The 13377-nt window shown below is 63.4% G+C and carries 11 protein-coding genes; 5 read left to right on the top strand and 6 right to left on the bottom strand.

Annotation, left to right across the window (positions count from 1 at the left end):
* Positions 1-10 precede the first annotated feature (10 nt).
* From tssL to AC5STB_RS21075, 4 genes are read left to right on the top strand one after another with little or no spacing between them, the layout of a single operon-like run.
* Complete coding sequence (gene tssL / locus AC5STB_RS21090; protein ID WP_495444826.1) at positions 11-1438, top strand: type VI secretion system protein TssL, long form; 1428 nt, start codon at positions 11-13, stop codon at positions 1436-1438.
* Positions 1435-5007, top strand: a complete 3573-nt coding sequence (tssM, locus tag AC5STB_RS21085; protein WP_495444825.1) for a type VI secretion system membrane subunit TssM — start codon at positions 1435-1437, stop codon at positions 5005-5007. Before tssL ends, tssM begins: the two co-directional genes overlap by 4 nt.
* The gene (tagF, locus tag AC5STB_RS21080) at positions 5007-5690 is read left to right on the top strand and encodes a type VI secretion system-associated protein TagF (RefSeq protein ID WP_495444824.1); all 684 of its coding nucleotides are present in this window, start codon (positions 5007-5009) and stop codon (positions 5688-5690) included. Before tssM ends, tagF begins: the two co-directional genes overlap by 1 nt.
* Positions 5687-6409 (top strand): PP2C family protein-serine/threonine phosphatase, encoded by a 723-nt coding sequence (locus AC5STB_RS21075; protein WP_495444823.1) that lies wholly within the window; start codon positions 5687-5689, stop codon positions 6407-6409. Before tagF ends, AC5STB_RS21075 begins: the two co-directional genes overlap by 4 nt.
* A gap of 35 nt (positions 6410-6444) precedes the next feature.
* Here the strand turns inward: AC5STB_RS21075 and AC5STB_RS21070 are convergent, their stop codons facing one another.
* Together AC5STB_RS21070 and AC5STB_RS21065 are read right to left on the bottom strand one after the other, a co-directional pair.
* Complete coding sequence (locus tag AC5STB_RS21070) at positions 6445-8604, bottom strand: serine/threonine protein kinase (RefSeq protein WP_495444822.1); 2160 nt, start codon at positions 8602-8604, stop codon at positions 6445-6447.
* Between the two features lie 44 nt (positions 8605-8648).
* On the bottom strand, positions 8649-9224 hold the full coding sequence (locus tag AC5STB_RS21065) for an OmpA family protein (protein ID WP_495444821.1): 576 nt from the start codon (positions 9222-9224) through the stop codon (positions 8649-8651).
* 184 nt (positions 9225-9408) lie between these two features.
* Here AC5STB_RS21065 and AC5STB_RS21060 point away from each other — a divergent pair, with 184 nt between their 5' ends.
* The gene (locus AC5STB_RS21060) at positions 9409-10251 is read left to right on the top strand and encodes a M15 family metallopeptidase (RefSeq protein ID WP_495444820.1); all 843 of its coding nucleotides are present in this window, start codon (positions 9409-9411) and stop codon (positions 10249-10251) included.
* 15 nt (positions 10252-10266) lie between these two features.
* Here AC5STB_RS21060 and AC5STB_RS21055 read toward each other — a convergent pair whose 3' ends face one another.
* The 4 genes from AC5STB_RS21055 to AC5STB_RS21040 form a co-directional block, all read right to left on the bottom strand.
* Positions 10267-10959 (bottom strand): hypothetical protein, encoded by a 693-nt coding sequence (locus AC5STB_RS21055; RefSeq protein ID WP_495444819.1) that lies wholly within the window; start codon positions 10957-10959, stop codon positions 10267-10269.
* Between the two features lie 41 nt (positions 10960-11000).
* The gene (locus tag AC5STB_RS21050; RefSeq protein ID WP_495444818.1) at positions 11001-12500 is read right to left on the bottom strand and encodes a caspase family protein; all 1500 of its coding nucleotides are present in this window, start codon (positions 12498-12500) and stop codon (positions 11001-11003) included.
* A gap of 129 nt (positions 12501-12629) precedes the next feature.
* On the bottom strand, positions 12630-12956 hold the full coding sequence (locus AC5STB_RS21045) for a DUF8776 family protein (protein WP_495444817.1): 327 nt from the start codon (positions 12954-12956) through the stop codon (positions 12630-12632).
* Positions 12957-12958: 2 nt separating this feature from the next.
* A complete protein-coding gene (locus AC5STB_RS21040; protein ID WP_039152568.1) occupies positions 12959-13345 on the bottom strand; it encodes a response regulator in 387 nt (128 codons plus the stop codon).
* Between the last annotated feature and the right edge of the window lie 32 nt (positions 13346-13377).

Here is a 13377-nt window from a genome sequence, read left to right as displayed (position 1 = left end):
AGGCGCTGAGATGGCTGATTATGACGATCCCTTTGCCGAACCCGGGGATACCGACAAGACGGTGATCAAGCCGAACCCGGGCGGGCGGCGCACGGCCACGCCGATGCAGCAGCCGGAGGTGCCGCAGCAAACCCAGCCCGCCCCGGAGCAGGTGGCGGAGCCGGATCTGGATGCCTATGGCGTGCCGCAGGCGGCGGCGCCGAAGCCGCAAGCCGCAGCAGGCAGCGCCAAGGCACCGAAGATGGCGCTGACCGGGATGAACCAGCTGACCGCCTGCGCCTCGACCCTGTTTGCGCTGATCAGCCGAATCCGCAACCGGGCGCAGCACATGGATCCGGACGGCCTGCGCAAAAATGTGGTGGCCGAGGTGCGCGCGTTTGAAAACCGTGCCCTGCAAGCGGGCATTGCCGCGCAGACAGTGAAGGTTGCGCGCTATGCGCTGTGCGCGACACTGGACGATGTGGTGCTGAACACGCCCTGGGGCGGGCAGTCCTCCTGGGGACTGCAGTCGATGGTGGCGACCTTCCACCGTGAGGTGGTAGGCGGCGATCGTTTCTATGACCTCTTGGCACGGCTGGAGAAGGAGCCGGGTGCCAATATCGACATGCTCGAGTTCCTGTATATGTGCCTGTCGCTGGGGTTCGAGGGCCGTTTGCGGGTGGAGCAGGGCGGTTCCGAGAAGCATTTGCAGATCCGCGGCGCGCTGGCCCGGATCATCCGCAATCAGCGCGGCCCCGTCGAACGTGATCTGTCGCCGCATTGGGAAGGGCTGGTCAAACCGTTCAAGGCGCTGTCGGTCTGGCGGCTGGTGTGGATCACAATGGCTGCCACCTGCGCCATTCTGGCGCTGCAGTTCCTGGGGCTTAGCTGGATGCTGTCGAACCAGACCGAAAACGTGGTCGGTCAGCTGACCATTGTGGACTCCGGCCCCAAGGCAGAGCTGGAACGGCGCGCGCCGCCGCCGCCGCCGCCGCCATTGGCGCCGACGACCGAAGAACAGGTCGCAAAGGTGTCCGGCTTCCTGGAACCGGAAATCAAGGAAGGCATCGTGCAGGTCTTCCAGAAAGGCAACACGCTCATTATCCGGCTGGCCGGCTCCGGTATGTTCGGCTCCGGCTCGGATCAGCTGAGCAAGGCGTTCCGCAGTCCGGTGAACCGGGTGGCCGAGGCGCTGAATGACGAAAAAGGCAAGATCATCGTGGCAGGGCATTCCGACAATGTGCCGATCCGCTCCTCCCGTTTCCCCTCGAACATGGCGCTGTCGCTGGCGCGGGCGAAATCGGTGATGGCGGGCATGGCCAAAGTGATGACCGATCCGGACCGGCTGTCGGCCGAGGGCCGCGCCGATAAGGAACCGATTGCAGACAATAGCACCCGCGCCGGGCGGGCCAAGAACCGCAGGATCGAAATCCTGCTGGTTCAGGAGGTTGAAGGATGATCCGCCGTTATATCATTCCCCTGTTTCGGTCGATCTATACCGTTCTGCTGATCCTGGCCGCGGTTCTGTCGGTCTGCGTGTGGTATTTTGCGCCCTTCATCGGCAGCGATGACTGGCGCCCGTTCGACGGCGTGATGGCGCGGCTGATCGCCATCGGCGTGATCTTCCTTTTGTACTTCATCATCATCGGCATCATCTTCTGGCGGCGCCGCCGCAAGGACAAAGAGATGACCGAGGAGATGGCAGAGGCTGCCGACACCTCGGAAGACGATGTCTTGTCAGAGGAAATCGGCGAGCTGCGCGGCAAGTTCAAGGACGCGATGAAGGAGCTGCGCAAGTCCAAGGGCGGGCGGCGCCACCTGAACGACCTGCCGTGGTACATCATGATCGGCCCGCCGGGCGCCGGCAAGACAACGGCCATTGTGAACTCCGGCCTGCAATTCCCGCTGGCAGAAAAGATGGGCAAGGCAGCCATTGGCGGCGTTGGCGGCACCCGCAACTGCGACTGGTGGTTCACCAATGAAGCGGTGCTGATCGACACTGCGGGGCGTTACACCACGCAGGAAAGCGATGCCGAGGCTGATAATGCGGCCTGGCTGGGCTTCCTGGGCCTCATGAAGAAGTACCGCAAGCGGCAGCCGATCAACGGTGCGATCATTGCGATTTCATTGTCGGACCTCAGCTTGCAGGATGAGATCACACAGAAAAGCCACGCCGCCGCCGTGCGCCGCCGTCTGGCGGAACTGCGCGAAAAGTTGGGCGTGCGCTTCCCGGTTTATGTGCTGTTCACCAAGGCGGACCTGATTGCCGGCTTCCAGGAGTTCCACGACAGCCTGGGTAAAGAGGACCGCGAGCAGGTCTGGGGCTTCACCTTGCCGCTGCCGAAGGGCAAGAAGGAGCAGCCGCCGATTGCCGGGTTCGACGAGGAGTTCGGCCTGCTGCTGGGGCAGCTCAACGCGCAGCTTCTGGAGAAGATGCAGACCGAGACCGACCATCAGCGCCGGGCGCTGGTTGCCGGCTTCCCGGCACAGGTGGCCTCGATGCGCGCGGTGGCGCGCGAGTTCCTGATGGAGGTGTTCCAGGACAACCGCTATGAGCAGCGCCAGATGCTGCGTGGTGTCTATTTTACCTCCGGCACCCAGGAAGGCACGCCAATCGACCGGCTGATGCTGGGCATGGCGCAGACCTTTGGCATCGGGCGGCAGGCGATTGGTTCAGGGCAGGGGACCGGGCGCAGCTTCTTCCTGACCCGGCTGTTCGAGAGTGTGATGTTCCGCGAGGCCGGTCTGGTGTCGGCAGACGACAAGGTCGAGCGCCGCTACCGCTGGACACGGCGGATTGCGGTTACCGCGACTGTGCTGGTGGCCATCGCGATGGGCACACTGTGGGTGCGGTCCTACCTCAAGAACACAGATATGATTGCTCAGGCTGAGGGGCAGGTTGCGGCCTATCAGGCCGCTGCGGCACAGCTGCCGCCCAGCCCGGTCGGTGATACCGACCTGGTGCCGGTGGCAGCAGCGCTGAACAATCTGCGCGACATGCCGGGCAACCCGGTTCTGTCCGATCCTGAGCCTGACGGCGCGATGACCTACGGCCTGTATCAGGGCGAGGTGATTGGCACACAGGCCGCGCAAACCTACCGCGGTGCGCTGAACCAGCGCCTGCTGCCGCGGCTGCTGGTGCGGCTGGAGCAGCAGATCGAGGGGAACATGAACAACCCCGATACGCTGTATGAGGCGCTGAAGATCTACCTGATGCTGGGGCTGCAGGGGCCAATGAACCCCGATTTGGTCAAGGAATGGATGCGGCTCGACTGGGAAAACATTGCCTACCCCGGTATTGCCCGCAACCAGCTGCGCGCCGATCTGATGGACCACCTGACCGCGCTGTTGTCGCAGCCGATGGAGGAGATTGCCCTCAACGGCCCGCTGATCGCGCAAGCGCAGAATATCCTGTCTGAAATGCCGCTGGCGCAGCGGGTCTATAACGGCATCCTGAATTCGCAGCAGGCCACGGCACTGCCGAAGTGGCGGATCACAGACGTTGGCGGCCCGTCGGTCAGACGGGTGCTGGTGCGCAGTTCCGGCAAGCAGCTGAACGACGGGATCGAAGGCATCTTCACCTATGACGGCTTTCACAATGTGTTCCTGCCGGAGGCGGTCAGCGTTGCCGAGCGGGTCCACCGCGAGGCCTGGGTGCTGGGCGAGCAGAGCGAAGCAGCGCAAAACCAGGCCGTGCTTCTGAAGCTCAGCCGCGATGTTCTGGATCTCTACTACAACGACTACATCAGCCGCTACGATCAGATGCTGGGGGATATCGACATCATCCCGCTGGAATCGCTGTCCCATGCGGTGGAAGTCACAAATGTGCTGTCTGGGCCGACTTCGCCCATCGTCAACATCCTGACCGAGGTCAGCAATGAGACCCGCCTGAACGAAGACAAGTCAGTGCTGGACTCCGGCTCTCTGGCGGAGGGCGCGCAGCAGGTTGCGGCGATTGAATCGCGGTCGAACCTGTCGATCCAGGGACAGATCTTGCTGGAGGCGCTGGTAAACTCTGCGGCCAATGCGCCGGGCCAGGCTGCCAAGCCGCCCGGGGCCTATGTGCAGGAGCGGTTCCAGTGGCTCTTTGATCTGGTGAACCGGCCCGAAGGCCAGCCGTCGCAGCTGGACGATCTGATGGGGCAGCTGCAGCTCGTCTATCAGGAACTGAACAAGATGTCCTTCTCCGGGGTGGCAACCGGCGGCCAAAGCGGCCAGGCCCTGCTGCAATTCCAGCAGACCGCCAGCCGGATGGGCGGACCGCTGCCCCGCTGGGCAACACAGATTTCGGCAGGGTCTTCGGGCATCACGTCAGAAGGCACCCGCGCCTCGATCAACGCTCGCTGGCAATCGGCGGTGCTGCCGTTCTGCGAGAAGGCCTTGGCCAACCGCTATCCGTTCAACCGCTCGGCGCGGGCTGACGTGGCAATGGCGGATTTTGCCAAACTGTTCTCCCCGGACGGCATGATCGACAGCTTCTTCAACGAGCATCTCCTGAAATATGTCGATACCCGCAGCCGGCCCTGGACCTGGAAGCGGGTCAATGACGTGGACCTGGGGATCAGCCCCGCGGTGCTGCAGCAGATGCAATACGCGGCTGAGATCAAGGAAGCGTTCTTTGCAAACGGCCCGCAGCCGGCGGTGAGCTTCCAAATCACCGTCAACGCGCTGGATCCCAAGGCCAAAGAGGTGCTGCTGGAAATTGACGGCACCAAGGTGGCATACAATCACCGCTCTGGCGCGCCGACGCCGGTGGCGGTGACGTGGCCCGGTTCAGTCGGTCTGGCGCGGCTGACCCTGCTGCCGCAAAAGCGCGATGCTGGGAACGTGTTGTCGCGGGACGGGCCCTGGGCCTGGTTCCGGCTGCTGGACGCGGCAGAGGTGCGCCGCACCAACGTGTCCGACCGGCGGCGGGTGAACTTCCGCGTCGGCGGCCGGCTGGCATTGTTCGAGTTGCAGTCCGGGTCGGTCATCAATCCCTTCGCCCTGCCGGCGATGGCCAAGTTCAGCTGCCCGAAGTCGATGTGATGGCGGGGTTCGGCGCATTCGGCAAGATGCCTTCGGCCGGGGATTTTTTCCGGCTGAACACTCCGGGCGGATTTGTGCGGGTATGGGACGCCTGGCTGCAGCAAGTCCTGCTGGACGGCAGAACGGTCTATGGAGCCGGCTTTGACGCCCATTACATGAGCGCGCCGATCTGGCGGTTCACCTTGCCTGCGGGCGTTGCGGGGGCTGCCAGGACCGCGGGGGTGATGATGCCGTCGGTCGACCGCGTCGGGCGGCGGTTCCCGCTGACTCTGATGGCGGCGCTGCCCGGAAACGATCCGGCAGGACTGGGCCATTTGGGCGCGGAACCGGTGTTTGAGCGGCTGGAGGACCTGGCACTGGATGCATTGGAGGACACGATGACCAAGGACAGCCTGGAAGAGCGGCTCGCAGCCATTCCGGTGCCCGATGAGGGACAGGCCCCGGCAGCTTTGGCTGATACGATGGAGGCGGTGCTGGCCGGGCCGCAGGGGTCAGAGCGGCTGGCTGGAACAGGGGCGGAAGGACAATTGGTTCCGCAGCTTTCCGGCTGCAGCCTGTGGACCGCGCTGCTGGATGGCGGGCCGCGGACGCTGGCCTGCAAGGGGCTGCCATCGGGGGCTGCGGCGCTGGGTCTGTTCGATCTTGGGGCACCGGTCTGGACAGGTGCTGAGGTGGCGGGATGAACCAGTTGCGCAAATACCGGTATATTGCCAAAACCCATGTGGGGCTCAAGCGCAAGGTCAACGAAGACGCGGTGCTGGCGCTGCCGGAGCATGATATCTGGCTGGTCGCCGACGGCATGGGCGGCCATGACGCCGGGGATTATGCCAGCCGGCTGATCGCTGATGCAGTCGCGATGATTCCGCTGGGCCTGGACCCGGCCGCACGGATGCACGGGCTGCGCGATGCGATCCAGAACGCGCACAAGGCGATCCGGGCCGAGGCCGAGGCCCGCGGCGGCGGCACCATCGGATCCACCGTTGCGGCGCTGATCATGGCGAACCAGCACTTTGTTGGTCTTTGGGCCGGCGACAGCCGCATCTACCGGTTGCGTGACGGCCACATCGAGATGCTGACCGAGGATCATTCCGCGGTGGCAGAATACGTTCTGGCCGGCAAAATGACCTGGGACGAGGCGGAGCAGCACCCGCATTCCAATGCCATCACCCGCGCCGTCGGGGTGGGGGAAGAACTGGAGATCGACAAGATCCGCGGCAACATCGAACCCGGCGACCGGTTTCTGATCTGTTCCGACGGGCTGACCAAATACGCCACTTTCCAAATCCTCGAAGACGTGCTGGGGAGCACACCGCTGGAAACTGTCGGGGACCGGCTGATCCAGGTCGCCCTGACCGGCGGCGGGGCAGACAACATCACCGTGATCGTGGTGGATGTGCTGTAGCGCACCGGAGGCGTCGGCCCCCTCCGCTGCGCCTGTCAGGGTTTGGCAGTGACCAGGATACGGCTGTCGAGCGAACGGATGCGGCTGGAATCCGCCTCATAGCTGGCTTTCAGCGCTTCGGCGAACCCCACCGCACTTTCCGACGTCGGCCGCATGCCGTCAAACAGCGGCTCTGCGGAATGCAGCACCAGTACCTTGCTTTTGCCCAGCGTGCTGTCATCTACCTTGAATGCGATGCCGCCGTTGGACGCAGATTCCTCCAGGCTGTAGGCGACCCGCACCGGAACCTCCCCCGCAGCACCGTCGCGCAGGTTTTCAATTGCGTTGTCCCCGCGCGAGATATTGGGCAGCAGGTGGAATACATTGCCGGAAACATCAAGAATCGAGACGGTCAGATACCCGTCTGTCACATCGTCTGGCAGCACCACGTCGATCACCGGGTTTTCGCCGACAAAAAACCGGCCTGAGGGGTTCGGCTCCACCGTGTCGCCACCAACCGCAAACGCCACTTCTGCGCCACCGGAGGGTGCCTTGGGCAGGTGCTGCTCCACCACGCACAGCGCATCGTTCAATACCTCGACGTCCAGCACCACCTGCCGTTCGTGGGCCAAGGCGCGCAGTGCATCGAACAGTTCCAGCCGGGTGGCGGTGCTGGCGACCCGGCCGCTGATCAGGATCGGATCGTTGGGGCCGTAACCCTCGAAATGGCCGTTGCCCTGCCGCATCAGGGGGCCGCAGTCGGCAAAGGAGGCCATGATTGCCTTGACCTCTGCCACAGGCAGCATCGGCAACTCAAACCGGATCTCGGCCTTGCCTTCCAGGGCACCTGGCAGGCCGTTGCGGAACATCTCGTTGAGCATCTCCGCGACATTGGGATCATCGGTGCTGCCGCTGAGCCGGGCCTTGTTGTTGCTGATAACCAGCCGCCATTCACGCAAGCCTTCCAGCGGCTTCACCGTGTCCAGCACATCGGCTCCCCAGGTCTCTGCGATGGCGCCGGTGGCGAGCGTCAAGTCGGCCTCCTGCGACAGCGCCAGCAGCCCGTCGCGCACCGTCTCTGACGGGACATTGCCGACTATCTCCACCGGGCCGTCGGGCTGCTTCTCTGCAATCAGTGAATAGGGGCGGACCTCCGGATAGGTGGGGCCAAGGAAACCGTCGAGAAAGCCGCCGAAATAGGCGCCGGCCCCGCCGCCAAGCACCAATAGAACCGCCAGAACTGCCCAGAGCCCGCCGCCGCCGTTCTTTGTCTTTTCCGGCGCCGGTCCAGAGGCGGGCGGGGACTGCGGCGGGGCAGGTTTGCTGGTTTTCGGCACGATGATGGTTGCGTCTTCAGCCGGGGCATCCGGCAGCTCCCGCTGGTTGCCGCCGTCGGGATTGTCCAGAAACGCAAGCACCTCGCCCGCGCTTTGGAAGCGGTCGGCCGGGTCCGGTGCGCACATACGGTCGATCAGCGTCTTCAGCGGCTCCGGAACCCCGTTGGTGTCCACTGGCTTTTTCTTGTTTTCAACCACTTCCATAGGGTTGGCGCCAAGCTTGGGCGCTGCGCCGCGGAAATTCGCCAGTAGCAGCGCGCCCAGCGAATAGATGTCGGAGCGGGCATCGGTGTCGCCGCTCATCTGTTCCGGCGCGGCATAGGAGTACTTGCCGGCGAATTCATTGCCGACAATGGTTTGGGCACCCGGATTGGTGTCCTTGGCAATGCCGAAGTCGATGATCACCGCCTCTGCAGGGTCGCCGCCGCGCAGAATAATGTTGTCGGGACTCAGATCGCGGTGGACGATATTGCGGGCATGTGCCGCCTGCAGTCCTTCGGCCACGCGGCGGCAGATCACCAGCAGATCTTCGGCCGCCATCGGCCCCTGTTTCAGGCGCTTTTCGAGGCCAGGGCCGTCAACGTAATCCATCAGCAGATAGATATGGCCGTCCGGTGTGCGGTGATTTTCCGAGTAGCGCACTACGGCAGCATGCCGGATTTCGCGGATGTTCTCTTCGCGCGCCATCAGGACAGTGAAATCCTCGTTGGCGGCCAGCTCCTGCTTCAGCACCTTCAGGGCCACAAGATTGCCGGAAATTTCCGAGCGCGCCTTGTAGACGTCGGACGTACCGCCGCGGCCCAGCAGGCATTCGATCCTGTAGGTGTTGTTGAGCAGATCACCCGGCTGGAACAAGTCGCCAGGGCGCGATTCAAGCATGGAGGTCTCCCTGGCCTTGGATCCGGCGCGGGCCCGGGCTGTTGTCAGCCCAGAGCCTGGAACTCAACGCGCCGGTTTTCGTCGGCACGGGTGTTTTCCTGATTGAAGGGTGCAGTTTCGCCCATGCCGATGGCTTTGAGCATATCCTCGGCCACGCCGCAGGAGCTGATCAGGTGACGGCGGACTTCCTGCGCACGCAGCAGCGACAGGCGTTCATTGTACGCCGCCGAGCCAGCGCTGTCAGTGTGGCCGATGATCTGGAACACGGTGCCGTCAAGCGCCTTCATCGAGGCGCACATATTGGCCAGTTTCGGTTCCTGGTCGGCACGCAGGGCGGCGCTGTCGAAATCAAAGGAGATCTGGACATTGATTTGGGTCTGGCGGTCAACGGGAGTGTACTCCTCTGCCGCTGCCGCAACGGTCGCGGTCTCCTCCGCCGTGTTATCAGCCGCGCCGGCGCTGCTGGGCACAATTACCAGGCCGCGGGTTTTCTGTTTCTTGAAGGCTTCGGTGATTTCCTCAACCGAAAGTTCGCTGCTGTTCGATTGCGCCTGGGCCAATGGGGCGAAAATCAGCCCGGCCCCCAGAACGCTTGCAAAAATTCCTTTCAGGCGGTTCATGCCCGGCGCCCTCCCCTACCGTTTCAACATTGCAGTCAGTTTATACCAGCACCTGCAGCCTGCCAATGGCGGGCGGTGGCCAGCGCCGGAAAAAAACACGGCGTTTCCGGCAAGTTGTAAACAGGGGCTTTACTGCCGGCCGGCGAAAGTTTGAAAATGGGCGCAAAATCGGACAGGAGGAAAAATGCGGGTTCTGCCAGCTGTGATTATCGCCCTTGGCCTGGTGCTGGCCCCTGCCATCTGGTTCGGGCTCAGCTGGCTGCTGAGCGAGGAGGACTATCAGGGGGGCGGCGGGGTGGATTCCACCGCGCGGATCGAGATCGAAATGCTGCGCCAGCAGGTCGAGGATCTGCAGGCCCGGATGACGGATCTGCAGAACGAGGTTGCCAGCCTGCCCGCCGGAGGGGCAGGCACCGGCAGCCCTTTCACCGATGACGCGGCCGGCGAAGCCGCGATTTGGAACCAGACCGGCGGTGCAGACCTGGACTATGCCCAGGTGGTGCTGATCGCCGACCGGCTCAACGTGAACCGCGGCCTGCGGGTGACCGGAGGCAAGTACCTGACCGAGAAACTGGGCCGCCCGCGGGAGGATCTGAACGACACCTGCCAGCCGATGACCAACCCGGAGCTGAAAGAGAAGCTGGTCACCGAACAGGTCGGGCCGATCCGGGTCAGCATGCTGCGCCCGGCGATCGAAAGCCTGAAAGTGGTGTTCGAAAACATCCGCCAGGCGGATCCTGATCTCTATGCCCGCATCAATACGGCGGGTGCGCTCTGCGTGCGCCGGATCCGTGGCACCGCAAATTCTCTGTCCACTCACAGCTATGGCCTGGCGGTTGATCTGAACATCGATGGTAAGCTGGACAATTTCACCGACGGAAAGACCCAGCTGGGCCTCACCATCATGGCGGATTTTTTCTATGATCAGGGCTGGGTCTGGGGCGCCGGGTTCCGGCGCGAGGACAGCATGCATTTCGAGATCAGCCGCCGCCAGCTGGATGAATGGCTGGCAAACGGCTTGCTTTAAGGTGCGGAGCAGGCGTTAGCTGGACCGCAGCAGAACTTTGCTGGAGCCGATCGCGGCTGCAATCTGCTGGTATTGCACCGACCGGGACGCAGAATTCGCGGCAGAGCGCAGCAGGATCGTTTCTGCCTCCTCCAGCACTGCGGCCGCCGCCGCTATTGCTGCAGCCTGCCGTTCCGGCGCCACTGCAATAACCGGACGGTGCGAGGTCTGTTCGGCATCCGCGGAACGCAGCTTGATTCTGGGCTGCTGCGGATCGCGGTTCTCGCGGGCTATGGTCCGCAGGCTGCGCGCGGTCTGGCCCAGAACATCGCGCACCTGTGCGTGTCCGGGCAGCAGCGCCATATCCTTTTCCAGGGCCTCAAAGCGTTCGGCCAGGCAATCGACCGTATAGGGACCGATGCCGCTGCACAGCGCGGTGATTTCCGCGATACGCGCAGGCACGTCCGCCGGGTCCGTGACCCGGGTGGCGGCGGAGCGGCCTTCGGCGTTTGCCCCGCCTTCGCCGCCATGGCCTCCATCCGCCCCGCCGTCATGGCCCTGTGACCCGCCGCCGTCTTCTCCGGCGCTGTCTCCTTCTGCGCCTTCGCCGCTGGTGCCTTCGCCTTCACCGCCTTCTTCCCCGTTTCCGCCTTCGCCGCCGGTATCCTGCGCATATACGGGACCGGCAAGGCAAAGAGCCGCCAAAATTGCAAACAAAAGACGCTGCACAATCAATTCCTTACATGAGTTTCAGGTTTCATAGTGAATTGTCAGCTTTCGAGTCCATAGGCTTGGCGGATCCCGCGCTGGGTGCCCGGGCCGAAGTCGCCGTCAATCGAGCCGGTATAAAAGTTGTTTTCCTTCAGCTGCTGCTGCAGGGCGCGCCGGGTTGCGGCAGTGAACATCTTCGGCCGCTCGCTGAGCAGGTTCAAGACGTCGGAGCTTCCGCTGCGCAGTGCAGCATAGAGGTAATGCGCTGAATCCTCAGGGCCTTTCGATGGAATCAGCCCATCGTCAATCAGTGCCGCAAAGTTGAACTGTGCCTGCGGATGACGCAGGTCGGCAGCCCGCTCAAAGAAAGTCAGGGCCTTCTTCGGATTGGCCGGCAGGCCCAGCCCGCCCTGGTAGTGCAGGAAGCCGAGATCATTGATTGCATCGGCAAAGTCCTGCGCCGCGGCAGCCTGGTAAAGCTCCAGCGCCTTGGCCGGGTCGGCCTCGAGCCCGGTGCCCCGCTCGTACAGTTTGGCCAGCTCAAACTGCGCCTCGGGAGAGCCCGCATCGGCGGCACGCTGCAGGAAAGCCACCGCTGCCTTGGGGTCAAACCGTCCCTCATTCGGGTTCAGGCGGATATAGGCGAGGCCCAGCATCGAACGGGTGTCGCCAAGCTCAGCCAGCGCCAGCAGCTGTTCCTCCTGGTCCGGTTTCAGCGCCGCCCAGGCAGCAGAGGCATCGGCAATGGCCACCGGGGCGTCATTTTCACCCGGCCCGGCCAGATAAAAAGGCACGCCGGTCAGAGAACCGTAGGTATGCGGCTCCTGCAGGTTGGCGGTGCTCTGCAGCACCTTATCCCGCACCTGGCGGAACATCAGGCTGATTTCCAGCCCCGGCTGCACCATTTTTTCCATCAGCGCGGTGGCATAGGGCGAATTGCTGCCGCTGCCGTCCAGCGCCACCTGGCCGTCTTTGGCAGCAAAGGCCACCAGGGTGCCGCGGTCCGGGTCGGCCGGTGCCATGCCGCCGCCGCCGCGGGTGGTCTGCGCGGTTTCTTCTGTCTGGCTGCTGCTTTGATTGACAGCGATGGAATCGCCCAGCGGGTTGTCGCGGCAGCTGTCGAGGATCACGATCCGCATCTTGCGGGCCCGGTCGACCGCTTCCAGCAGCTGTTTCAGCGACAGCGACTGGCGCTGCACATCGCGGTTGCTGGTCACCTTGGCGTCGGCGGGGATCAGGAAATTCTCACCCTGCACTTCAATCCCGTGGCCGGCGAAATAGACCAGCGCCAGGTCGGCGACCTCGGACCGGAAGGCAAAATCATCCAGCAGCTGCTCCATTTCAGAGGTGCCCGGATCCAGTGCCAGGCTGACGTCAAAGCCGATCCCCTCCAGCGTGTCCGCCATGGCGACAGCATCGTTGCGGGTGTTCTCCAATGGCGGAAGGTGCTGGTATTCCGCCACTCCGATAACCAAAGCAATGCGGTCGCTGGCCGCCTGCGCCCCTGCGGCAAGCAGCAGGCAGGCAGCGAAAATCAAGGGTTTGAAAAGAAAAGACATGCGGGCACCCGGGATGGCAGTTTCTGCTAGCCCCAATGTAAACTGCCGCCGCGTCAAAGAAAAAGGAAATTCGCCGCGGACCGCGGTGCAGACAGCCCTGCCCCGTTTCCGGGGCAGGGCCATAAGGTATCAGGTATCGGCCATGCTGCCGGCCGAGCGCAGCCGGTCGCGCAGCTTTTCCAGGGTCACCCCCGCCGCAGCGGTAGGCAGATCCGCAGGCCCGGCCTCATCGACCTGGGCCTGAACCCGCCGGTAGAACCCGGAGAGCCCGGACAGGGTCTGGATCACCAGATCGAAGTCCTGCAGCGAGCGCAGCTCCTGGCTGGTCGGCGCGGTGCCCCGTTCCAGCACATCCAGGACGACATCCTCCAGCGCTTGCATCTGGCTGCGCAGCTGCTCCATTTCCCACGCCGAAGCGGCGCACAATTCGCCCAGGGCTTTGTCGGGACGTTCCATGATCAGAGCCGCCCGACGACCTGTTCGATGGCCTGCTTCATGGTTGCCACCGTGAACGGCTTGCGGACGATGTTGTTCAGGCCGATCTGCTTGCCGACCTGGATGATTTCCGGTGTCGGCTTGCCGGTGACCAGGATGAAACCGACCCGCTGGGTCACTTGGTGGCTCCGCAGCGCCTTCAACAGGCCCAGCCCGTCCATGCCCGGCATATTATAGTCCGAAAGCACCAGGTGAACTGGAGTTTGGGTCAGTTTCTGATAAGCGCCCTGGCCGGAGTTTTCGACCATATAGTTTTTGATGCCGATCTCATCCAGGCTTTGTGTGATGATCCCCCGGCTTGTCGACATGTCATCGACAACCATGACGCGAAGAGAGTCTTTCAAGCTCATTTTTGTTTCCTTCTGCTCTGCTTGCAGCCGTG

The sequence above is a fragment of the Leisingera sp. CC-HEC093 genome (assembly GCF_059429195.1).
Note: the sequence above shows the minus strand (reverse complement) of the source record. Positions and strands in the feature narration are given on the sequence as shown.